This window comes from Microvirga ossetica, from assembly GCF_002741015.1.
Classification (GTDB): domain Bacteria; phylum Pseudomonadota; class Alphaproteobacteria; order Rhizobiales; family Beijerinckiaceae; genus Microvirga; species Microvirga ossetica.
In genome coordinates, this window is record NZ_CP016619.1 from 787316 (window position 1) to 810335 (window position 23020).

General features: G+C 63.0%; 18 protein-coding genes and 5 pseudogenes. 16 read left to right on the forward strand and 7 right to left on the reverse strand.

What is annotated here, in order from left to right; genetic code table 11:
- The first annotated feature begins 145 nt into the window (after positions 1–145).
- The 4 genes from BB934_RS41950 to BB934_RS41965 all read left to right on the forward strand — a co-directional run bounded on the left by BB934_RS41950 (position 146) and on the right by BB934_RS41965 (position 3526).
- Positions 146–1306, forward strand: a complete 1161-nt coding sequence (locus BB934_RS41950) for a dihydrodipicolinate synthase family protein (protein WP_099515482.1) — start codon at positions 146–148, stop codon at positions 1304–1306.
- Positions 1307–1412: 106 nt separating this feature from the next.
- A complete protein-coding gene (locus BB934_RS41955) occupies positions 1413–2654 on the forward strand; it encodes a glycerate kinase type-2 family protein (protein ID WP_099515677.1) in 1242 nt (413 codons plus the stop codon).
- A 49-nt stretch (positions 2655–2703) separates the two neighbouring features.
- Positions 2704–3180: a heme-degrading domain-containing protein gene (locus BB934_RS41960; protein WP_099515483.1), complete on the forward strand. Its 477-nt coding sequence runs from the start codon at positions 2704–2706 to the stop codon at positions 3178–3180.
- Positions 3181–3217: 37 nt separating this feature from the next.
- Positions 3218–3526, forward strand: a complete 309-nt coding sequence (locus BB934_RS41965) for a Dabb family protein (protein WP_099515484.1) — start codon at positions 3218–3220, stop codon at positions 3524–3526.
- Positions 3527–3771: 245 nt separating this feature from the next.
- Here BB934_RS41965 and BB934_RS41970 read toward each other — a convergent pair whose 3' ends face one another.
- Positions 3772–4740, reverse strand: a complete 969-nt coding sequence (locus BB934_RS41970; RefSeq protein ID WP_099515485.1) for an IS5 family transposase — start codon at positions 4738–4740, stop codon at positions 3772–3774.
- A gap of 83 nt (positions 4741–4823) precedes the next feature.
- Here BB934_RS41970 and BB934_RS41975 point away from each other — a divergent pair.
- From BB934_RS41975 to BB934_RS42005, 6 genes and pseudogenes are all read left to right on the forward strand, one after another.
- A pseudogene (locus BB934_RS41975) lies at positions 4824–5018 on the forward strand (PTS sugar transporter subunit IIA domain-containing protein); the annotation flags it as partial.
- 16 nt (positions 5019–5034) lie between these two features.
- Positions 5035–5313, forward strand: coding sequence for an HPr family phosphocarrier protein (locus tag BB934_RS41980; RefSeq protein ID WP_099513922.1), 279 nt, complete (start codon positions 5035–5037; stop codon positions 5311–5313).
- A 5-nt stretch (positions 5314–5318) separates the two neighbouring features.
- On the forward strand, positions 5319–6926 hold the full coding sequence (gene ptsP / locus BB934_RS41985) for a phosphoenolpyruvate--protein phosphotransferase (protein ID WP_099513923.1): 1608 nt from the start codon (positions 5319–5321) through the stop codon (positions 6924–6926).
- Positions 6923–7360: a hypothetical protein gene (locus BB934_RS41990; protein ID WP_099513924.1), complete on the forward strand. Its 438-nt coding sequence runs from the start codon at positions 6923–6925 to the stop codon at positions 7358–7360. The genes ptsP and BB934_RS41990 overlap by 4 nt, the downstream gene beginning before the upstream one ends.
- On the forward strand, positions 7357–8346 hold the full coding sequence (gene dhaK, locus BB934_RS41995) for a dihydroxyacetone kinase subunit DhaK (protein WP_099515487.1): 990 nt from the start codon (positions 7357–7359) through the stop codon (positions 8344–8346). The genes BB934_RS41990 and dhaK overlap by 4 nt, the downstream gene beginning before the upstream one ends.
- Positions 8347–8974: 628 nt before the next feature.
- Positions 8975–9364: pseudogene (locus BB934_RS42005) on the forward strand (Bax inhibitor-1/YccA family protein); the annotation flags it as partial.
- Positions 9365–10475: 1111 nt separating this feature from the next.
- Here the strand turns inward: BB934_RS42005 and BB934_RS42015 are convergent.
- Positions 10476–10790: pseudogene (locus tag BB934_RS42015) on the reverse strand (polyhydroxyalkanoate depolymerase); the annotation flags it as partial.
- Positions 10791–10848: 58 nt separating this feature from the next.
- Here BB934_RS42015 and BB934_RS42020 point away from each other — a divergent pair.
- Positions 10849–11547 carry an IS6 family transposase gene (locus BB934_RS42020; RefSeq protein ID WP_099515491.1) on the forward strand — a complete coding sequence of 233 codons (699 nt, stop codon included), beginning with the start codon at positions 10849–10851 and terminating at the stop codon, positions 11545–11547.
- A 95-nt stretch (positions 11548–11642) separates the two neighbouring features.
- On the opposite strand, the gene BB934_RS42025 is transcribed toward BB934_RS42020, so the two are convergent.
- From BB934_RS42025 to BB934_RS51350, 3 genes are all read right to left on the reverse strand, one after another.
- Complete coding sequence (locus BB934_RS42025) at positions 11643–12227, reverse strand: NADPH-dependent FMN reductase (protein ID WP_099515492.1); 585 nt, start codon at positions 12225–12227, stop codon at positions 11643–11645.
- 182 nt (positions 12228–12409) lie between these two features.
- Positions 12410–12862 (reverse strand): nuclear transport factor 2 family protein, encoded by a 453-nt coding sequence (locus BB934_RS42030; RefSeq protein WP_237050682.1) that lies wholly within the window; start codon positions 12860–12862, stop codon positions 12410–12412.
- A 137-nt stretch (positions 12863–12999) separates the two neighbouring features.
- On the reverse strand, positions 13000–13554 hold the full coding sequence (locus tag BB934_RS51350) for an SDR family oxidoreductase (RefSeq protein WP_418294822.1): 555 nt from the start codon (positions 13552–13554) through the stop codon (positions 13000–13002).
- A gap of 117 nt (positions 13555–13671) precedes the next feature.
- On the opposite strand from BB934_RS51350, the gene BB934_RS42040 reads away from it, so the two are divergent.
- From BB934_RS42040 to BB934_RS42050, 3 genes and pseudogenes are all read left to right on the forward strand, one after another.
- Positions 13672–14616, forward strand: coding sequence for a GlxA family transcriptional regulator (locus BB934_RS42040; protein ID WP_099515493.1), 945 nt, complete (start codon positions 13672–13674; stop codon positions 14614–14616).
- Positions 14617–14939: 323 nt separating this feature from the next.
- Positions 14940–17933 (forward strand): annotated as a pseudogene (locus tag BB934_RS42045) (Tn3 family transposase).
- Positions 17934–18599: 666 nt separating this feature from the next.
- Complete coding sequence (locus BB934_RS42050) at positions 18600–20510, forward strand: potassium transporter Kup (protein ID WP_099515494.1); 1911 nt, start codon at positions 18600–18602, stop codon at positions 20508–20510.
- A gap of 22 nt (positions 20511–20532) precedes the next feature.
- On the opposite strand, the pseudogene BB934_RS42055 reads toward BB934_RS42050, so the two are convergent.
- Positions 20533–20907, reverse strand: a pseudogene (locus BB934_RS42055) (cytochrome P450); the annotation flags it as partial.
- A 148-nt stretch (positions 20908–21055) separates the two neighbouring features.
- Here BB934_RS42055 and BB934_RS42060 point away from each other — a divergent pair.
- Together BB934_RS42060 and BB934_RS42065 are read left to right on the forward strand one after the other, a co-directional pair.
- Positions 21056–21898 (forward strand): TIGR02587 family membrane protein, encoded by an 843-nt coding sequence (locus BB934_RS42060; protein ID WP_173909569.1) that lies wholly within the window; start codon positions 21056–21058, stop codon positions 21896–21898.
- Positions 21899–21905: 7 nt separating this feature from the next.
- Positions 21906–22328 (forward strand): TIGR02588 family protein, encoded by a 423-nt coding sequence (locus tag BB934_RS42065; protein ID WP_099515495.1) that lies wholly within the window; start codon positions 21906–21908, stop codon positions 22326–22328.
- A gap of 313 nt (positions 22329–22641) precedes the next feature.
- Here BB934_RS42065 and BB934_RS42070 read toward each other — a convergent pair whose 3' ends face one another.
- Entirely contained in the window at positions 22642–23007 is a 366-nt protein-coding gene (locus tag BB934_RS42070) for a response regulator (protein WP_099515681.1), read from the reverse strand.
- Positions 23008–23020 lie beyond the last annotated feature (13 nt).

Sequence of the window (23020 nt, forward strand, 5' to 3'; positions counted from 1 at the left end):
GTAAATAATTTTTTCCCCGTAGGTAAAAATGATCGTTTATCCGTTAGAGCGGCAATCTGACACTTGCCAGTTTTTATTGGAACGTTCTAAAAGACGCTCCGTGGATGGGCCTGCGCCGGCAGCCCGATCGGGAGGTTGAAACGCCATGACTCAGATTGATTTGCTCCGCTTGGATGGCTCGCTCGAGCCTTACCGGGTTCGCGAAGCTTCGCCTTACCCGCGCAGCCACGCGGGCGAATTGCCCCGCACGGTCTACGCCGCCGCCCACGTCGTGGCCGACCCCATCGCCCAGAGGAACCCGTGGCAGTCGTCGGAGGTCGATTGGGACGCCACCCTGAAGTTCCGCCACTACCTGTGGGGATTGGGTCTCAAGGTCGCGGAGGCCATGGACACCTCCCAGCGCGGCATGGGTCTCGACTGGTCCGGCGCGAAGGAACTCATCAAGCGGTCGCTGCTTGAAGCCAAGACGGTTCCGGGAGCCGACCTGGCCTGCGGCGCGGGCACGGACCACCTGAACCCCGCCGACGTCCAGTCCCTGGACGATGTGGTCGCGGCCTACGAGGAGCAACTGGCCCACATCGAAGCCTACGGGGGACGTGCGATCCTCATGGCGAGCCGCGCCCTCTGCAAGGTGGCCCGCTCGAAGGACGATTATCTCTACGTCTACGACCGGATCATCCGCCAGGCCTCCGACAAGGTCATTCTTCACTGGCTCGGCGAAATGTTCGACCCGCAACTGTCGGGCTACTGGGCCAGCCGCGAGGTCGACACCGCGATGGCCAACTGCCTTGAACTCATCAACGCCCATCCCGGGAAGGTCGAGGGGATCAAGATCTCCCTGCTCGAACGCTCCTACGAGGAGAAGATGCGCGCCCTCCTCCCGGACGGCGTGAAGATGTACACGGGCGACGACTTCAATTACGCCGACCTAATCGAGGGTGACGGCACGCACCACTCGCACGCGCTGCTCGGCATCTTCGACCCGATCGCGCCTGCCGCGGCAGCGGCGATGGACTGCCTGGCGAAGGGCGACGGCGCAGGCTACCATGCCATCCTGGACCCGACCGTGCCGCTCTCCCGCCGCATCTTCGAGGCGCCGACCCAGTACTACAAGGCTGGGGTCGTGTTCCTCGCCTGGCTGAACGGCTACCAGGATCATTTCCGGATGGTCGGCGGCATGGAGTCGGCCCGGGGCATCCTTCACTACTCCGAGATCTTCCGGCTGGCCGACCAGGCCCGCCTCCTCGTCGACCCCGACCTCGCGATCACGCGGATGCGCCAGTTCAATGCCCTGAACGGCATCTAGCGTCCCGATGGACGCCCGGGATGCGATGACATGCATGATGCCGTTCGCGGATTTGGAGACCATCCTCCCCACCGCGGCGGCGTGGCGGACAGAAGAGGCCGTGCCGATGGCTGACGATATCAGGATACTCCGCTCCCTGTTCGAGGCTGCCCTAGCCGCGGCATTGCCCGATGGCAAGTTCGCCGCCAACCTGCCGGACCCTCCCAGGGGGCGCACGATCGTGCTTGGCGCGGGCAAGGCGTCGGCCCGGATGGCGCAAGCCTTCGAGGCTGCCTGGTCGCATCCTTGTGAAGGTCTCGTGGTGACCCGCTACGGTCACGCCGCGGCCACGCGGCGGATCGGGATCGTCGAAGCCGCGCATCCCGTTCCGGATCGGGCCGGTGTGGAGGCCGCGGAGAGAATCCTGGAACTGGCTTCCGGCGCGGACCCTGACGACCTGGTCGTGTGCCTGATCTCGGGCGGTGCGTCCGCCCTGCTCTCGTTGCCGGCAAAGGGCGTGAGCCTGGCCGACAAGCAGGAGGTCACCAAGGCGCTCCTCAAGTCAGGAGCGCCCATTCACGAGATGAACCAGGTGCGCAAGTCGCTCTCGCGCATCAAGGGCGGCCGCCTGGCCCTGGCGGCCGCGCCGGCCCGGGTCGTGACCTACGTCATCTCCGACGTGCCCGGGGACGATCCGGCCAGCATCGGCTCGGGCCCCAGCATTCCCGAGCCGCAGGATGCCGATGAGGTCTTCACCATTCTCGACCGCTACGGAATCGGGATCTCCCCGGCCATGAAGGATGCGATCATCGGGAATTGCGAATTGCCCGTTGGGGCCGCGGCCAGCGACGTGCGCGTCCTGGCGACGCCGATGATGGCCCTCAAGGCGGCGGAAGCCAAAGCCAGGGAGATGGGGCTCAACCCGTTGGTCCTCGGCGACGCGATCGAAGGCGAGGCCCGCGAGGTGGCCAAGGGGCTCGCGGGGCTCGCGCGGTCGGTGAGTGACTACGACATCCCGGCGATCAAGCCGTGCGTCCTTCTCTCGGGTGGCGAAACCACGGTCACGGTCCGTGGGAAGGGTCGCGGTGGCCGGAATGCCGAGTTCCTCCTGGCCCTGCACCTCGCACTGACGGAGTTCCCCAACGTTGCCGCCATCGCCTGCGACACCGATGGAATCGACGGGATCGAGGACAACGCAGGCGCCTGGTTCGACCATCGCAGCCCCTCTCCCGCCGACCCTGCCCTGGACGCCACCGCGTTCCTGGCGGACAACGACGCCTACGGGTACTTTTCCAGGCTCGACCAACTCGTCATGACCGGACCCACCTTGACCAACGTCAACGACTTTCGTGCCATCCTGATCAGGTGATTGCATTCGAGGGCGAGAACGATCCGCCTCAATGGCTTGGAGACCGACGATGAACGACAGCAATAGTCTTGAAGCACTCCTCGCAGAGGAACGGGAGTTGCAGTTTCCGTCCTTCGGCGCCGATGCCGCCTGGATGCTCGGCAATGCCATCCACCAGCGTGCGGAGGCAGGATCCTTTCCGATCGCGATCGAGGTGTCCAGGAACGGGCAGCAACTGTTCTTTGCGGCATTGCCCGGCGCAACACCGGACAATGCAGAGTGGATCCGCCGCAAGCGGGCGGTCGTGCAACGCTTCCACCACAGCTCCCTCTACATGTCGGTCGAGGCCGAAGTGAAGGGGCGCCCGTTCTTGCAGCGCTACGGGCTGTCTGAACAGGACTATGCGGCAGCCGGAGGCGGATTTCCGATATTCGTCAGAGAGACCGGTTGTGTCGGTGCGGTCGTCGTCAGTGGCCTTCCCCAACTCGAGGACCATCGCCTGGTGACCGATGCGATCCGGGAGACAATCGCGCGACTAACCGCATAGCCATTCACGGAAAGACCGCACGGCCGGAGTTCACCCCATGATCCGACACACCGTACTTGTCCGATTCCGGGAGGAGATCAGTGAGCATCAGATCGAGGCCCTGTTCGCCGAGATCAAAGCTCTCCAGCCGAGCATCTCTGGCATGCTCGGTGTTGTCTCCGGACGAAGCCTGGAGCTAGAAAAACTTGAGAAGGGATTCCGACACGGCTTCATCGTGGAGTTCGATGACCGGGCCGCCCTGGAGGCCTACCAGAACAACGAGGACCATCGCCGGACAGGCGCCAGGCTCGTGGGAGCGGCCGAGGGCGGGCTTGAGGGCATCCTCGTTTTCGACCTCTCAGCCTAAGAAAATGCCAGGAGGCAGCCGCTGTCCAATTCTGCTCAACTAATTTCAGTCCTCGAAGGTCTGCATCGGGTCAATGTGTAACGTAACGCGGACTGAATGAATGTCCGCTCGGCGCGCGATCGTGGAACTCGGAACAGAGGTAGCTCAGTGTCAGCTCCTGACGTTCCCTTCTGGTGGCGTCCTGCGCGGGACCGTGTTGCATGGATCAGTTGGTGAACGCACTGAGCCCACCCCCTGCCTGGAGTTTAGGCGATGCGGACGGACGTCGGGCATCCGAGCTCAAGCATGCGGTTCAAGGCATGAATGGCAATGGAAATTTCGGTCGCGCGACGCTGATCCGTCCGTGAGCGCAGCGCATCCCCGATCACTCGTTTGAAGCGGCTGATAGCCGACTCTACCAAGGCACGACGCGTATACCCGGAGGTCTTCTGCCAGCCCATGCGTCCCTGTTCACGGATGCTTTGGAGATGCCGATCGCGCTGGGTTGGAGTTGTCTCCACATTCTCGCTCAGCACTGCCGTTGATCGAGGTGGAACGATCACGCCAGCATCAGGATGATGTTGGACGACGATACTGTAGATGTCCTCCTGATCGTAGGCCCCGTCGCCTGTAAGGGTGGCGATTGGACCGGTGATCTGGTCGAGCAAGGGCTCAACCTGCGAGCCATCATCGACATCATGGGGCGTCAGCTCTGAGGCAAGGATCTCCCCAGTGCGGGCATCGACACCGAGGTGCAGCTTGCGCCAGGATCGGCGCCTGCGGGTCCCGTGCTTCTCGACCAGCCACTCCCCGGGCCCACGGAGCCGCAAGCCCGTGCTGTCCACCAGCAGGTGAACGGGCCCTCTCGAGCTTGGAGATGACTTTGGGACCTCCAGGGTCTCGGCGCGTCGGCTCAGGGTCGAGTGATCCGGCACCGGCAGGTCCAGACCGAGGAGTTGGAGGACTGAGCCGATCAGACCTTCGGCTTGGCGCAGCGCCAGCCGAAACACCGCCCGGAGGGTCAGGGCTGTCCTGATTGCCAGGGCCGAATAATGCGGCTGACCGCCGCGTGTCGTCCGAGGCTCAGCCCGCCAGGCTGCAATCGCTTCCTCGGTGAACCATACCGTGAGACTGCCCCGCTGACGCAGGCTGGCGTCGTACTCGGCCCAGTTTGTCACCCGGTGCCGCTGCCTGGGGATACGATGACGGCGAGCGGCATTGGCTTTGAAGGGCACGGTAGAAATCTTTGATCAGAAGCCGAATAGGCCTCTACGCTACCCGGCTGCGGTTACCAATTCGCTCATCCGTGCAACAAGCCTCCATCCTGGTCGATCTTGGCGGCGCCGAGACGAACAGCGAAATGGCGGTCGAGATGCTGCCGGAGAATTGGCGCGGCAAAGTTGTAGTCTGCAACGCGCCCATCGTGGAAGGGGCCGTGATCGCCGCCGCGGAATCGTCGGGAGGCTCATCTCTTGAGACCGTCAAGCGCACCGCCGAGGAGTTGAGCCCGTGAGGGTTGGAGTGACGAGATGAACAGGGCCTCGGCCAATATGATGCTGACGAACGCTGTCGGGCTCCATGCGCGCCCATCGGTGAAGCTCACCCAGCTCGCTAAGAGCTTCCGGGCGAATGTCGAGCTCGCGCTCGCTCCGGATGGTCCGTGGTCCGATGCGAAGAGCCCTGTACAGGTGATGCGGGTCAAGGCCGGGCGGGGCTCGGTTGTCCATGTGCGCGCCGAGGGCGAGGATGCGCAGGCCGCGGTCGCGGCCGTCGTCAATCTCGTCGAGCGCAAGTTCGACGAGGAGTGACGACCATGCCCGCCACCCGCCTCGTCGGTCGCCCCACCGCGCCGGGACTGGCGCGCGGGCCAGTCGCACTCCTCGATCGGGCCGGCGGCGAATGCCGGGTCACCGGCGACCCGGCATTCGAGGCAAGCGCCTTGCGCATGGCGATCCGGACCGCGATCGAGACGCTGAACCTTCTCGCCGCAGAGGCCGGCGACGCGGGCGCCGAGATTCTGGGTTTCCAGATCGCCATGCTGGAGGACGACGCGCTGTCGGCCGATGCCTTCGCGGAGATTGCGGCCGGCATCCCGGCGGATCACGCCTGGCGCCGCGCCCTTGATCGGGAGATCGCGGGCTACACCGCCTCCGAGGATGAGTATTTCCGCGCCCGGGCGACCGATCTCGAGGATATGCGGGACCGGGTCCTCGACGCGCTGACGGGCGCCGGCACCCGTACGATCCCGCCCGGGTCCGTTGTCTTCGCCGACAACGTGACGCCTTCCCGCTTCCTCGCCACCGACTGGACCGGAGGCGCCATCGTCCTCGCCGGCGGGAGCCCGACGAGCCATGTGGCCACCCTGGCGCGAGGGCGCGGCGTGCCGATGGTGGTCGGCGTGAGGATCTCCGCGGATGCGCTCGGATCAACCCCGTCCGAGGCGATCGTGGACGGCGCGACGGGCCTTGTCCTAATTGGCCCCGATGCGGCGGACCTGGAGGCGTTCCGATCGCTCGAGATGGCGGCGGCTGACACCGTGGCCCGTCATGCCGCCTACCGTCTGAAGCCCGCGGTGACTGCAGACGGCACGCCGATCGCCGTTCAGGTCAACATCGCCGATCCGGCGGAACTCGACGCGCTTGACCTCGCATCCTGCGACGGCATCGGGCTGGTGCGGACGGAACTCCTGTTCGGCGGCCGCGGGCTGCCCGACGAGGAGCATCAGGTCGCAATCTACCGGCGCATCGTCGAATGGGCGTCCGGCAAGCCCGTCATCATCCGCACACTGGACGCGGGCGGCGACAAGCCGATCCCGGGTCTAACCGAGAACGGCGAAACGAACCCGTTCCTCGGCCTGCGCGGCGTTCGCCTCACTCTCAAACACCTGGATCTGTTCAGAACGCAACTTCGAGCGCTCGCCCGCGCGGCCGCCTATGGGGGCATCGAGATCATGGTGCCGATGGTGACAGTCCGGGAGGAACTGTCCGCGTCCCGCGCACTTCTCGACGAGGCGGTGGCCTCGTTGTCTGCAGAAGGCCTGCCCCATCGACGGCCGCCGCTCGGCATGATGGTCGAGGTGCCTGCGGCCGCAATCGCGATCGATCTCTTCGACGCCGATTTCTTTTCCATCGGCTCGAACGATCTAACCCAATATGTCACGGCCGCGAGCCGCGACACCGCCTCCGTCGTGTCCCTCGCCGATCCCGCCCATCCGGCGGTGCTGCGCCTCATCGAAGAGGTCGCCGCTCACGGGGCGAGGAGCGGCCGCAAGGTGTCCCTCTGCGGGGATGCCGGGGCTGATCCCCGCATGCTGCCGCTGCTCCTGCGGCGCGGGCTGCGCACCGTCTCCGTCGCGCCGACCCTCGTGGCGACGACGAAGGCGGCGATCGCTGCCATCGACCTCCGGGACGGCGAGCGATGACGTCTCGCCCGGCCGACAAGGCGACGAAGACCGATGCAGTCGGCGCCTATAAGCAGATTCTGGCGGACCTGCTCGATCGCCGACCATCCGGGACGCGGCAACGCCTGGCCATTGCGCTCAACAAGAACCGCAGCTTCGTCTCGCAGATTACGAACCCGGTCTATCCGGTGCCGGTGCCGGTGCAGCACCTCTCGGTCATCTTCGAGGTCTGCCACTTCTCGCCCGCGGAGCGGCAGGCCTTCCTGGACGCCTATCACGCCGCCCATCCGCGCCGCCTGGTGACGGCCGGGCACGGGCCGGCCACGCGGCGCATCACCATCAATGTTCCCGACCTCGGCGACGCGAAACGCAATCGCGCCCTCGAAGACCTGATGGAAGAGATGGCCCGGCGCATCGCCCACATCATCCGCGCCTCAGAACGGAGGGAGCCATGAAGAAGTTCGTCAACGATGTCGAGACGGTCCTGTCCGAAAGCCTCGACGGGTTCGCTGCCGCTCATGCGGACATCGTTGTCCTTGGGCCCGAGCGAAAGTTCGTCAGGCGCCGCTCCCTCACGCACGGCAAGGTTGCGCTGATCTCGGGCGGCGGATCGGGCCACGAGCCGCTTCATGCTGGCTTCGTCGGACTTGGGATGCTCGACGCGGCGTGCCCCGGCCAGGTATTCACCTCGCCGACACCGGACCAGATGGTGGAAGCCGCCGAGGCCGTCGACACCGGCGCCGGATGCCTCTTCATCGTCAAGAACTATGAAGGCGACGTGATGAACTTCGAGATGGCCGTCGAGATGGCGGGCCGCAAGGTCCTGACAGTCGTCACAGATGATGACGTCGCGGTCGAGAACTCCCTCTACACGACCGGCCGGCGGGGCGTCGCCGGCACCCTCGTCGTTGAGAAAATGGTCGGCGCAGCCGCCGAGGCAAAGGCAGGTCTCGCAGAGCTCCAGACGCTCGGACAGCAGGTCAATAGCCAAACCCGCTCGATGGGCGTTGCACTGACATCCTGCACCGTACCGGCGGCCGGAAAGCCGACTTTCGAGATTTCAGACGACGAGATGGAGTTTGGCGTCGGGATCCATGGCGAACCGGGTCGGCGCCGTGTGCGCCTCGAGAAGGCGGATCGGATTGCCGAGGACTTGATGGCGCCGATCCTGGCGGATCTTGCGATCAGACCGGGCACCCCGGTCCTTCTCCTCGTGAATGGCTTCGGCGGCACGCCCGCAATGGAGCTTTACCTGATGTTCGACAGCGCGAAGCGCCTCCTCGACAACGCCGGCGCAATCCTCGCTCGCTCGCTCGTCGGCCCCTATGTGACCTCGCTCGACATGGCCGGCTGTTCCCTCACGGTGACAGTGCTGGATGACACCTTGATCCGGCTTTGGGATCAGCCAGTGCACACGGCCGCGTTGCGATGGGGCGCGTGACCACGCCGCATCAGTGCCGAGGGTATCGTCATATGTGGACATCGGATAATGGCGGGGAGCGCGAGAGCTCTAGCGGAGACGCCGATCAGGCGACAGTCTGATTAGCCCAACAGAGCAGGAGCAGATGATGACCCACTATGCCGGTTTGGATGTGTCACAAAAGGAGACCACGATCTGCATCGTAGATGAGCAGGGCCGCCGCCTGTGGCGCGGCACGGCCCCAACCGATCCCGAGGCTCTGACCGGGATCCCTTGTACTCTGCGAGGAGCGGATCCATGACCTGAGAGCTCAGCCTCTTGATCGCGGCGAGGGTGTCAGCCTCGTCTGCTTCGATCAGGCGTGAGTACCCGACGATGTCAGTGGCCATAATCGCCGCGAGGCTCCGCTCGACCCGACACGGTGCCATGAACGCCCTCCAGAGCGCAGTCGGATAGCCTGGGCCGCCTCAATCCTCGCAGCTCGGTCACGCCGAACAACCGGAATTAACGCGGCTATGATCGGCAGCCATCGAAGCGATTGCCGGTTCGGCGAACGACCGGAACGGGTCAAACGCGGTAGGGGCACGGGAGACATTCCACAGGAAGGGCACAGACCTCCTATGTGATCCGGCTCCAGTTACCAACTCGCCTATTCGTGCAACAAAGCGTCGTGCAGGTGTTCTTCATCACGGCGGCGGCCTTCGGCTCGCTGTCCCTGTGGGGCTACACCACGAACCGCAGCCTGTCCGGCATGGGCTCGTTCCTGATCATGGGTCTCGTCGGCCTGATCCTGGCCTCGATCGTCAACATCTTCGTGGCATCGAGCATGCTGCAGTTCGGCATTTCCGTGATCGGCGTGCTGATCTTCGCAGGCCTGACGGCCTACGACACGCAGAAGCTGAAGGAGATGTACCTTTACGGCAATTTCGACTCCGAGACTGCCGCGAAGGCCCCCGTGTTCGGCGCCCTGACGCTGTATCTGGACTTCATCAACATGTTCCAGTTCCTCCTCGCGCTCGTAGGCAACCGCAGAGCGTAAGGACAAGCGGACCGCACGATCTCGAAGCCCCGACTGAGAAGCCGGGGCGTTATCGTCAGATGCAATTTGGTAAGGTTTAATGCTCGGATAGCGAGGGCTCTGCATAATGAGGTCGCGGCTCACAATCAGCAATGTCGACTCGGCATTCTGCTTTCGCGCGACTGCGCGCGAAAACGTCACCGTGTCTGTTCTTTCACCACGAGATGCATAGCGACGACGCAGTGGCTCACCAACATCCTCTTGTTCAGCTTATCGCACGACCTTTCTCCGATGGGTCATTGCAGCGTCGACCTATGGTCTCACGCCCGAGCCGAGGGACGATAAAGATCCTGGCTTGACGCCCAACTCCTGAGCCCTTGAGGGACCCTTGGTCTCGATGGAGCATGCCATCTGATCAAGGGCTCTGGGTGCAACTTTGACAGCGGCAAGGGAGGTCGACGACCTTATTCAGGTTCATGGCTACCCATTTTTGCTGCCCTTCTATTTCTCACCGGATCAGTCCTGGCACGCTCCTTGCATAGCAACGGGCTAGGACTGATCCGAGCCACGGCTTGGCGACAAAGCGTCACTGAATGTCACCCTCGTCGATGGAGAGCTCAAAGTGCAACGCAACCTTCTTCGGCAGCCCATCGCCTCACCGGCAATGAGACGATTCTATCCGCCAGATGATCTGCTCGGCGAAATCCAGGCCACGCTTGCGGCCATGGCTGATCTGGAGTGCCGCTACGAGATGGATCAGGAGCAATCCAAGCTGGGCTCAGTCGCGGAGGCTTCAAGGCACGCCGTTTGTGCCGAACGCGAGAAGCACCACCAGGAGGCGCGCAGGCGTTATGTTCAGCGCCTGAACGAGTTAGAATCCCGAGTGCAGGCACCAGGAGGCTGGTGAGCGGCTATCGTTTTCCACTCTAGCGCAGACGGAATCGCCAATTGAACTAGGCTTATCACGTCAGAGCGAAAGCCAGTGAAAACCCGCGATGTGACCCGGCAGAAAATCTCGTCGAGGTAAGCAACCCCAGTTAAGGTTACGACGCCGTCGGAACGGCCTGAGGTGCCGCCACGGCATGTGGAACGCCAGTCCTGGCCATCCCATGAAACGCGGACATACGCCTTGTCAGTTGTTCGACAAGATGAAGTTCCGCACGACCGGATAGACTTGGTTCTCCCACTTCCTGCCCGAGAAGACACCGTAATGGCCGACACCGGTCTGCAGGTGGTGGCGCTTCATGAAGGGAGGTAGCTGTGAGCAGAGATCATGGGCTGCCACCGTCTGGCCAACCGAGCAGATATCATCGCGTTCCCCCTCAACCGTCAGAAGGGCGGTCCGTCGGATAGAGCGGAGATCAAGGGACTGGCCGCGGTACTTGGGCTGGTTGCGCCCAACATCATTGTCCTGGAACACCGATTTGACGGTCTCGAGGTAGAACGGCACTGTTGCATTAACCTCGGCAGTGTAATCCGGAGCGGTCAGTCGAGGAGCCGTCCTATTGTCTCTGTTCAAGCGCCGCCGCTTTCCGGTCACGATCATCCTGCTGTGCGTGCGCTGGTACTGCAAGTATGGGATCAGCTATCGCGATCTCGCCGAGATGACGTCCGAGCGCGGTGTCGCCGTTGATCCATCCACAATCTTTCGATGGGTTCAGCGCTACGCTCCGGAGATCGAGAAGCGGATCCGGCCCTACCAGGGACCTCGCTCACGCTCCTGGAGAGTGGACGAGACCTACATCCGCGTCGGCGGCAAGTGGAAGTACCTGTTTCGCGCGGTCGACAAGCACGGTCGGTTGATCGCCTTCATGCTATCCGATCGCCGGAATACCAACGCCGCTTATCGTTTCCTGCGTAAAGCCCTCAAGGCGATGAGCCACTGTCCACCATCCTCTATCACGACGGATAAGCTGGCGTCGTATCCCAGGGCGATCCTGCGCCTGCAGAACGAAGGGCTGTTGTCGAAAGATGTCGAGCACCGCACCTCGAAATATCTGAATAACATCCTTGAGGCGGATCATGGCGCGCTCAAGCGCGTGATCCGTCCGACGCGTGGCTTCCAGACGATGAAAACCGCCGCCGCGACCCTGGCGGGTTTTGAAATCATGCGCATGATCCGCCGCGGTCATTACAACAAGCGAGGATGTCGAGCGACTGGCAAAATCCGTCTTATCAATCAGCTCTTCGGTCTTGCTGCCTGAGCGGCCTGTTCGGTGGGGTTCGTTATGCCCTTTTCAAGTTACTGCAACAGTGCCGAAAATTGTGCGGCAATTGGAGCCGTCTCCGCAGTGGCTAGTCAGGACGCACTGGCGCGCGCTGCCTTCAAGGCCGCGGTCCACCACAGCAGATCGTCGATCAACATCTCGGCAGGCTTTTCCAGCTCAGCCAGCCCGGCATCGACATCGCCGCCCTTGTAGTGAGCCCATAGGGTGGCGACAGGGATGTGGACCGATGAGCGTATCGGGGCGATCTGAAGCTCAATCAAGGTTTGGCGGAGCTGCTGCACGCTGCGCGCGCCCATGGCGGATCCGTAGCTCACGAAGCCAGCCGCCTTGCGATTCCACTCGGGATAGACCCAGTCGATCGCGTTCTTGAGCACCGCGGAGGGACCGTAGTTATACTCGGGGGTGACGAAGACGAAGCCGTCGGACTGCGCGATCGCGGCGGTCCATCTCTGCACCACCTCATTCTCATAGGGCTGTCGACCCGGGGTGGCCGGCGACACAGGCTGGTCAAAGAACGGCATCGGATAGTCGCGCAGGTCGAGTAGCCGCCCGTCGACGCCATCGCGTTTCTTCAGGTGTTGCAAAATCCAGTGCGCGGGCTTTTCCGAAAACCGGCCGTCTCGGGTGCTTCCAACAATGACGGAAATGACGGTCATGCTTTTAATCCTCGCTGTTCGCCGAAAGAAAAAAGGTCGGTTGATGAGGGGAACAGGTTGCCTCCCGGACCAGGTTTGGTTGGTCGTCCGGCGCATCCCGTTTGCGTTTTGAGGAGATCGTCGTGTCCATTCCGGTATCAAACTGCGACCTGGATGAAGGTGGACGATCTGCTCGCACTCGATCAGAACGACTGTACCACGTCGCTGGGTGGTCCGATATCGGCGACGCCATTCGGCAGTTGCGCCTGCGCCATCGCCAGCGGATTGAAGCTTTCGCGCAGCAACTTGATCTCACCAGCCTCTGCCACCAAGTACCCCGTGAACAGCTGATGGAGCGTTCTGCCGGTCGCAGCGGCCCGTGCGTGCGCTACATACTCGGCGAACGTCTTGTCCGGCGTCTCGATCAGGATACGAACATCGTCCGGCGCGAACGCGAAGTTCGGATAGAGTTCGAGCAACCGGCGAAGGAGCGCGGTGATCTCATGGCGGCCCGTGTAGCGAGGTTCGACGCCGAGCGAGCGCAGAAACGGCAGTTCGAACGCCCCGTCGTACGCAAAAAGGGACGCAGCGCGTTCCGGCTCACGGATCGAGACGAGATATTCCAACAGCAGAGCTTTTGAGTCTTTCATCTTCATCTCCTTCAGGCGGAGTGAGCGAACGAGAACCTCGCACTGCGAGGCATGCTGCCTTTTCTGAGTGGATGAGCCGTGGGCAAAGCCGCGGCATCTCCAGCAACAGTCGCGACGCATATCCATGGCATGCCTCCCGATGATTAATTCGAGAGTGGACTGTGTTGAACCACGACGTTGTCACCCTGGCGCCCGATACTGATCATAGTCGGCTCAACGCCCACGGTGCCCGGAGTGGAGATTATGACCCTCTGTCCTGGAACAAGCACGGTGTGAATCCGAACTGGGGTCCTGTCGCCACTGTCCTGCGCGAGGGTGGTAATCACGTGGAATCCGTCGGGCTCAACCGTGTAGTAGGCCGTACCGGACACACCTCCTAGGTGAACACTTTGCGCCTGGATCGGCTTCAAGTCGTTGGCCCGTGCCGTGCCGATTGTGAGGACCAATGCTGCGGCTGCGATGACGTGATAATGAGTCATGTGAATCTCCGCGAAGTCATTGCCTTGAGTGGCCGGCGTTTGGCCGACACCGAGCGCCAATGATTTCAGGCGCCTGACCAGTACCGCGAGGCGGCTCCGGTTGCGAATGACCGGGATCAGGTCATGGCCACGCTTGGCCAAGCGGACTGCATAGATTGCGTCCATGCCTCCATAGGCACCTTTGATCAGTGCGGTGCCGTTCGTTTCAGTGGCGTTCATGCTTCGCCTCTTCTTTCTGGCGACCGGTTGCGGCCTTAGGAAGGAGACTAGCCTTGCAGACGCTTGTCTTAAATGTCATATATACGACGTTTTAGGACATTCCCTGGGAGTGACCCAATGCAGCGCATCGGTTTCATCGTCCTGCCCGGCTTTCAGATGATGAGCCTGGCTACGCTCTCAGTCTTCGAACTCGCGAATTGGGAGATGGGCAAGCCGGTCTATGATGTGCATCTGCTGTCCGAGACCGGCGGGTCCATCCGCAGCTCAATCGGCATCAGCGTCGCGACGGAGCCGTTTTACGATACGAACTTCGACACACTGATAGTCGGCGGCAGCGCTGTAGTCGGATCGTTGACGCCGGGCGTGATCAAATTCCTGCGCCACGCTTTGGAGCGATCCCGGCGTGTTGCCTCGACGTGCGTCGGCGCGTTCGTGCTGGCCGAAGCCGGTCTGCTCGATGGCCGTCGCGCGACCACGCACTGGTACCGCGCGCGGGACTTGCAGGCCCGGTTCCCAAAAGTGAAGGTGGAGGAAGACCGCATCTTCATCGTCGATGGCCCGGTGTGGACATCGGCGGGAATGACGGCAGGCATCGACCTTGCGCTGGCGATGGTTGAGACGGACCTGGGGATGGAGATAGCGCGATCGGTCGCCAAGAAACTGGTTGTCTATCACCGGCGTGCCGGTGGCCAGTCGCAGTTTTCGGCCCTGCTGGAGCTGGAGCCGAAATCCGACCGCATCCAGAGCGCACTGGCATATGCGAAGCACAATCTCGATAAGCCGCTGACGGTTGAACAACTCGCCGAAGCGGCGCATCTAAGTCCCCGCCAATTCAGCCGTGCATTCCGCGCGGAAACCGGTCAGTCGCCGGCCAAGGCAGTCGAGAACCTCCGGGTCGAAGCGGCGAGGCTGATGATGGAGCAGAGCCGACATCCGATCGACGTGGTGGCAAGAGAAACCGGATTTGCCGATCGCGAGCGCATGCGCCGGGCTTTCCTGCGGGCGTTTGGTCAGCCACCACAAGTGATCCGCCGAAATGGGCGTGCGGAGATAGCGGCGTGAACGCTGTGATCCGCCTCCCCGCAGCCGTATCGACATCACAACGAATTCTTGAGCCTTGCCCAACGTCCGCATTGTGGGGGTGGGAACAAGAACTGCTCCCAAACACACGCTAAGCTAGAACGGACCAGGAACCCTCCTCTGTCCGGGCCACTCGCCCTCCCTTCTGCCGAGTAAGATCAAGCAGTTCCTCCAGACCGTCCCGGTAACGCTATCCAGAACGTAACGTGTGGATAGGCCAGGCGGCGGCTGTACCAAGCCGCAACATCCCGCACCTTTGTTCAGGACCGTGAGAGCGGCGAGACAACAAGTGCGGGAGATGAGTGATGACACGTCGCAAACTTCTGAGCCCGGAAGAGCGTCAGGCGCTGCTCGGCATCCCAGACGATGAGGCCAGCCTGATCCGGCACTACACTTTGTCGCCGCAGGATCGGCTCCAGGCTGAGGTCCGAAGGCGGTCCCATAATCAACTCGGATATGCCGTCCAGCTCTGCCTCATGCGCTATCCCGGCCGGATCCTTGGGATCGAGGAAAGTCCGCCGGCCGCCATGGTAACCTATGTAGCCGAGCAGCTGGAGGTTGACCCCGGCGCCTTTGCCCTCTACTCGCGCCGGTATCACACCCGTTTCGATCACAGCCGCCGTCTGGCGCAATACCTGGGCGTCCGGACCGCGACACGCGAGGATCGGCGCGCGGCTCTGATAGCTGCAATCAATGTGGCCATGGCGACAGATCAGGGACTGCCGATCGCAACCGCTGTCATCAATGCGTTTCGCGAACGCGGCGCCCTGTTGTTGCCGGATGGCGCACTCGAGAAGATCGGCATCGCCGGGCGCGCCATTGCCCGCCAGCGGGCCGAAGCTGCCTTGCTGGAGGGATTGGCACCGGATCAGCTCGACAGCCTTGATGCCCTTCTGACGGTTGATCCAGCGATCCAGCAGACCCGGCTCAGTTGGCTGCGCACCGCGCCCGATGCACCCGGTGCTGACAATTTCATTGGCCTCATGGAGCGTTTGGCCTTCATCCGCTCCATGGCCGTGGAACCGCAGCGGCGTGAGCGGATCCACCCTGAGCGCTGGACCCAAATTGTGCGTGAGGGTGACGCGGCGCCAGCGTGGCTCGTGGCCGACTTCAATGCCAATCGGCGGCGGGCGACGATCATCGCGCAACTGATCACGCTCGGAGAGCAGGTGACTGACGAGGCGGTCACGATGTTCAACAAGTTGATCGGCCGTCTCTTCGCGCGAGCCAACACGCGGCGCAAGCAGCGCTACGCCGATGCTCGGCAAGAGACCACCAAGGCGCTGCGCCTGTTCCGCGACACCTTGCGAGCCCTCGTTGTCGCGAACAATACAGGCCGGAATGCCATCGATGTTCTCGACGATGAGATCGGATGGCATCGCCTGTTGCAGGCCAAACCCGAAGTCGAGGCAATGGTGCAGGACGCCGATCCCGATCCGCTTGTGCTGGCTGCGGAACGCTACGGCCCCGTGCGCAAGTACGCAGCGCGCTTCCTTGAGATGCTTACGTTCCGCTCATCCCGGCAGCATGACTCGCTGTTGGCCGCAATCGGGATGCTCAGAACCCTAAACGCCAGCGGACGCCGTACCTTGCCGGAGCGAGTACCTGTCGGCCACCTCGCCGCCCAAGCCCGCAAGCTGATCTTCACCGACGCCAAGCCGGATCGCCGGCTGTACGAGATCGCGACGCTGGCGGCCCTTCGGGATCGGTTGCGCTCCGGCGACATCTGGGTTGAGGGCAGTAGCGCCTTCCGGCCCATGGACGAACAACTCATGCCGAAGCCGGCCTTCGCAGCCTTGAAAGCAGCCGATGAACTCGGTCTCGGCGTTCAGGGTGATGCCGTGGCGTATCTCAGCGAGGCTCGTCAGACCCTCGACTTCAATCTCAAGCGGCTCGCCTATCGCGCCCGCAACGGCAAGCTTGAAGGCGTCCGGCTTGAGGCGGGACAACTCGTTGTCACTCCCCTGCCCGGCGAGGTGCCGGCAGCGGCCGAGGAGCTGAAATGGGAGCTGAGCGACATTTACCCGCTAGTCGAGGTGCCTGACCTCCTGACGGAGGTGCATGCCTGGACCGGGTTCGCCGATCGCTTCACGCACATTCGAACTCAGGATCCGCCTGAGAACATTCCAGCCATGTTGGCCGGTGTTCTGGCCGACGCCACAAACCTTGGCGCCAAACGCATGGCTGCGGCCTCGAAAGGCATCAGTGCGCGGGAGATCGCCTGGAAGCGGATCTTCCATACCCGGCCCGAGACTTACAAGCTCGCGCAGGCCTGCATCACCGACGGGCACGCCCAGCATCCACATGCCCTGCTCTGGGGCGACGGCTCCACCGCTTCATCAGACGGTCAGTTCTTCCAGGCGAGCGATCGTGCAGGCCCGCGGAGCGACATCAATCTGCACTACGGCAGCGAGCCTGGGTCAAAGTTCTACAGCCATCTATCCGATCAATACGGCTACTTCAGCATCCTGCCGATCAGCGCTACCGAGAGCGAGGCTCCCTATGTGCTGGATGGCCTGTTTGATCACGAGACGGCGCTCGACATCCAGGAGCACTTCACGGGCACAGGGGGCGCTTGACTTGTCCACATAACAAGCGACCACGTGTTTGGCCTCTTTGCCCTGACGGGCCGGCGGTTTGCTCCACGCCTTCGTAACCTCAGGGATCGGAAGCTCCACACCTTCGAGAAACCCGAGACCTATCCTGCGCTCCACGAACATATCGGCGTGCCGATCAACACCAGTCTGATCATGGAGTACTGGGATGACCTGCTTCATCTGGCAGCCTCCATCCAGACGCGGACGGTCGCACCTTCGACGATCCTCAAGCGGCTGGCCGCTTCCCGTAACCCGAGTCAACTGGCTCGAGCCTTACGTGAACTCGGTCGCCTTGAGCGCACGCTGTTCATGATCGAGTGGTATTCCGATCCCGCGCTGCGGCGGCGCTGCCTAGCGGGTCTGAACAAGGGCGAGGCGGCCCACAAGCTCAAACGGGCGGTGTTCTTCCACGAGCGCGGCGAAATCCGGGATCGCTCATTCGAGAGCCAAGCCTTCCGAGCATCCGGGCTGAACCTGGTCGTGAGCGCCATTGTTCATTAGAACACGGTCTATCTTGGACGGGCTGTTGATCATCTTCGCCGACAGGGGCGCATCATTCCCACTGAGGTGCTCAAGCACGTCTCTCCATTGAGCTGGGAGCATATCAATCTCACGGGCACCTACGCCTGGGGCGAGAAGCCCACGCTCATCGACGGCTTCCGCCCCTTGCGCCTGCCGCAGCCCTTGGCTCGAGCCGCATGATCCCACTGGGCGAAAATGGAGGTTCATTGTTCGTTCTAGCTTAGCGTGTGTTTGGGAGCAGTTCTTGTTCCCGCCCCGAGACGGCATCAACCGTGCGTTTGTTGCCCTGCCTCATGCCCCGCTCCTGCACAAGAGATCAGAGATCCTTGTACGCTTCGATACTCGTTTGTTGGTCAGGGGCCAAGAAGGATCAGATCTGATTGGTATCGTCCGGTGATGGCTGCGGTTTCATCACCCTTACGGCAGAGTGCAATGGACCGGAGCGATGCCGTCCCGGGTCCAAGAATGCGGATGGTCAGGTCCGGTCAGTGGTACCGGTGCCGCTGATCTTGTTGCCGCGCTCGTCCTCGACCTCGTCTGACGGACGGTATCGGACACGGTCTCGGTGCGCTGGACCTCCTACCGGATGACGACCTTTACCGTGACCCGAGCCTCCTTGGAGACCACCGCCTCCTCAGCCCGCTCCTGGGCCTCCCGGAGTCTCCTCAGGCCGAGCTGAAACGAGCTTGAGAGCATCTGCCATGTGCAACCAACATACAGCGGCCGTGTCCGGTGCCACGGTTATGGGTCACCCGCTGCGGAGGGTCTCCGCGTGGGGTGAAACTGTCCCCGTGCAGCTACGTTGAGCTGAGGGGGCCTGCTCCTTCAGAAGGCACAGGAGGGTTCATGGCCGCGACAGGGATCAGCGAACGGGTTGGCGTCGGCCCTGTCGAGCACGGGCACGCAACCCCGACGTCCTTCTGGGCCCTGACCCTCGGCTCCATCGGCGTGGTCTACGGCGACATCGGCACCAGTCCGCTCTATGCCCTCAAGGAAAGCCTTGCCGCCGCGACGGATCATGCCGGCGCTACGGCCCTGACCCGCGGGATGGTGCTGGGGGTGGTCTCTCTCATCCTGTGGACCCTGATCATCATTGTGACGATCAAGTACGTGGCCATCGTCCTACGCGCCGACAACAACGGCGAGGGCGGCACCCTCTCGCTCGTGACCTTGGCCCAACGCGCCCTCGGCCATAGCACCGGCGCTACCATCATCCTTGGGATGGTCGGCGCGTCGCTGTTCTACGGCGACGTCATCATCACGCCGGCGATCTCCGTCCTCTCGGCGGTCGAGGGCCTCAAACTGGTGACGCCGGCCTTCGAACCCTACGTGGTGCCCCTCAGCCTCGTGATCCTGATCACCCTCTTTGCCGTGCAGCGCTTCGGCACGGCCAGCGTCGCCTCGTTCTTCGGCCCGATCACCGCCTTCTGGTTCCTGGTCATGGCCGTTGGCGGCCTGATGCACATCCGGGACGATCTCAGCATCCTCGCCGCCATCAATCCAGTCCATGGCCTCAGCTTCCTGCTCAACCACGGCACGGCCGGGCTCCTCGCCTTGGGCGCGGTGTTCCTGTCGGTGACTGGCGCGGAGGCGCTCTATGCCGACATGGGGCATTTCGGACGTGCGCCAATCCGCACCGCCTGGCTCGGCCTCGTCCTGCCCGCGCTCGCCCTCAACTATCTCGGCCAGGGTGCCATGCTGCTGGCCCATCCCGAGGGGCTGGAGAACCCGTTCTTCCTGCTCTACCCCTCCTGGGCGCTGCTGCCGATGGTGATCCTCGCCACCGTCGCCACCATCATTGCCAGCCAGGCGGTGATCACGGGCGCGTTCTCGATCTCGGAGCAGGCAATGCATCTGGGTGTGCTGCCCCGCTTCCACGTCATGCGCACCTCCGAAACCGAGAAGGGTCAGATCTATATCCCCACCATCAACTGGCTCCTGCTCGCGGCGGTGATCGTGGTCGTTGTCCTGTTCGAGTCGTCGAGCGCCCTGGCGGCAGCCTATGGCCTTGCCGTGACCGGCGACATGGTCATCACCTCGTGCCTGCTGTTCATCGTGGCCTGGAAGTTCTGGCGCTGGTCGCCGGCCGTGGTGGCGCTGGTGATCGTTCCGTTCCTGGCCATTGAGCTCGTATTCCTCGGCGCGAACGCCCTCAAGATCCCCCACGGCGGCTGGTTCCCGCTGCTGGTCGGCACCGGGCTGTTCATCCTGATGCGGACTTGGCGCAAGGGTACGCGCCTGCTGGCCGAGATCTCGCACCGGGGCCGCCCGCCTTTGACCGAGTTCATCAGGGCAGCCGAAGGCAGCTCGGTGCCGCGTGTGCCCGGGACGGCGATCTTCCTCACCGGGAATTCCCAGGATGTGCCCGCCGCCCTGCTACACAACCTGAAGCACAACAAGGTGCTGCATGACCACAACGTCATCCTCACGGTCGTGACCGAGGAGGTCCCACGTTTGCAGGATGAGGGCCGCGTTACCGTGGAGACGCTCTCGGACCGGTTCTCGCGGGTAGTCGTGCGGTTCGGGTTCATGGAAAGCCCAAACGTGCCCAAGGCGCTGGAGGCTGTAAACTTCGACCTGAGCGACGCCTCGTACTTCCTGTCGCGGCGGGCACTGCAACCGTCAGCCCAGGCGGGTCTGCCACTCTGGCAGGACTACATCTTCATTCCGATGGCACGGTCGGCGAGCGATGTCTCGGACCAGTTCTGCATCCCTGAGGACCAGGCCGTCGAAGTGGGCGCGCGGATCACCATCTGAGCCGATACCTGACGGGGACGGGTTACCGGGGAGAAGTTGTGACCGGCAGTCGTTCGAGGGCCCTGAGGCCAGGCCGCGGCCGCCACCGGATGGTGTCCGGCGGCACCGCCAGTGCGAGCCCAGGTCAGCGCTTGAACAGCGCTTCCAGCGCGCACCTTGCCTCGATCCGGGCGAGCTGCTGTCCGAGGCAGAAATGGATGCCCGTGCCGAAGGCCAAGTGCCGATTGGGCCGTCGCGCCAGATCGAGCCTCTCGGGATGTGGATTGGCGTCAGGGTCGAAATTGGCCGCAGCCAACATGGCCATGATCCGGTCCCCTTTTCTCAGCCTGACCCCGCCGAGCTCAATGTCCCTTCCAACGAACCGGGGCTTGGTGAACTGTACCGGTGGCCCGAAGCGCGGGAGTGCTGAAGCAGATCAAGCCCTCATGTCGTGGCAGTGCCGGATGCGATCGTTCGGCTGGCGGATTCGGAACCTTGTTCTTGAAGCCGGGTTCTCTCCGTACGGCTAAGCTTTTCGTGGAGTGAGGCTGCCGCAGGGTGATCGGATGGCGCGCGACGACACTCTTCCGGAGATGAACAGAGACTATGCCGTAGGGCTGAGCCGTGCCTTTGGCGGCGCGATCATTTTCGCCATTCCGCTGCTGATGACCATGGAGATGTGGTGGTTGGGCTTTTCCATGGGACGAGGTCGGCTCCTCCTGTTCATGAGCGTCAACTTCGCCATCCTGGTCGGGCTGTCCTACTTCGCGGGCTTCGAGAAGACCTTCAGTTGGAAGGAGGATGTGATGGATGCCCTCGCCGCCTTCGGCGTTGGCGTGATCACCTCGGCCGCCATGCTCGCCCTTCTGGCGGTGATCACCTTCGATATGACCTGGACCGAGATCATCGGAAAGGTGGCTCTCCAGAGCGTGCCCGCGAGCATCGGCGCCATGCTCGGGCGCAAGCAGCTCGGAGCGGAGCAGGACGTCGGGGCCGAGGAGGAGCGCAAGGCGCTGGCAGGGTATGGCGGCGAGCTCTTCCTGATGTTGGCGGGGGCCTTGTTCCTGGCGTTCAACGTGGCGCCGACGGAAGAGATGATCCTGATCGCCTACCAGATGTCGCCCTGGCACACCCTGGCCCTCGGCGTTGTCTCCATCATCCTGTTGCACGTGCTCGTCTACACGGTCGGGTTCTCCGGCCAGGAGAGCCGGCCCGAGGGTGGGACGTCTCTGTCGACCTTCCTGCATTTTACCCTGGCGGGCTACGGCATTTCGCTCCTCGTCAGCCTCTACGTGCTCTGGACCTTCGGCCGCACGGACGGAGTGGCATGGGCCGAGATCGCCAACATGGCCGTGGTGCTCGGGTTTCCGGCGGCGCTTGGCGCGGCCATGACCCGGCTGGTGATATGAGGTGGTGATGAAGCGCGATGAGGTGAGTAACGATGCGCGTCGTTCGGGATCTGCGGCACATACACCATGGCTCGAGTGGGTCGCGTCGGGCGTCGGCCTCCTGCTGACCCTTGGCGTGTTCGGCCTGATCGGATGGCAGGCGCTGAACGATGCGGGTTCCCCACCCATAATCACGGTTGAAACCACCGGCGTGGCTCCCGTCATGGGTGGCTATCGGGTCATGTTCCGTGTGCACAACATCGGAGGCGCGGCTGCGGCACAAGTGCGGATTGAAGGGGTTCTCTCACGGAGCAACAGTCCGAATGAGACCAGCGACGTAGTGCTGGACTACATTCCGGGACACTCGCTGAGGGAAGGCGGTTTGTTCTTCAGTCAGGACCCGACGTCCGGAGGCCTCTCGTTGCGGGCTGCCGGCTTCGCGGAGCCTTGAGGGTGCGTGCCCGGAAGGCGCTCCGGACGCGTGAGAGTGTCGTCCAATTCGTCTCGTCCCGCCACAGGTCGGACGACAAGGTGCTTTGGTCGTCTTCAGGTTCCCGACACAAAGGCCGAGGCCGATCAGGGCCATGCCGGCGACGACCATCAGCCAGAGAAGGCTGGCACGCATCGGCCCCTCCTGGGTCATTCGGGCCTTCAGGTCGTGGAGTCCTGTCTCCGTGTCGTAAAGCATGGTCACAGGTCCTGAGGGGACTGCCGTATCGCGTCATGGATATCTGGAAATAAACCCTGCGCGGCGTTGCCGGTCGTTATCTCAAGGCGTCGCGGACGGCGCCGACGACCTCGGCCATCCGATAGGGCTTGTCGATGAAACGGCCGCTGTCGGGGACATCGTTGTCCCGCAGGCGTAGCCGGCCCGAGGTGACCACGGGGACGATATGCGGCCAGCGCTCATGGACGGTTCGCGCCAGATCCATGCCATCCATGCTGCCCGGCATGTGAATGTCGGTGAACAGGGCTGCCACCTCGTCGCCATGGCGCTCGAGCAGGTGCAGGGCCGTGTCGGCATTCTCCGCCTCCAGGACCCCGAATCCCGCGTCCTCAAGCATGTCGCGGGCGTTCATGCGCATGATCGGCTCGTCTTCGACGACGAGAATGCAATGCCGCTCTGGCATTCCGGAATCCATG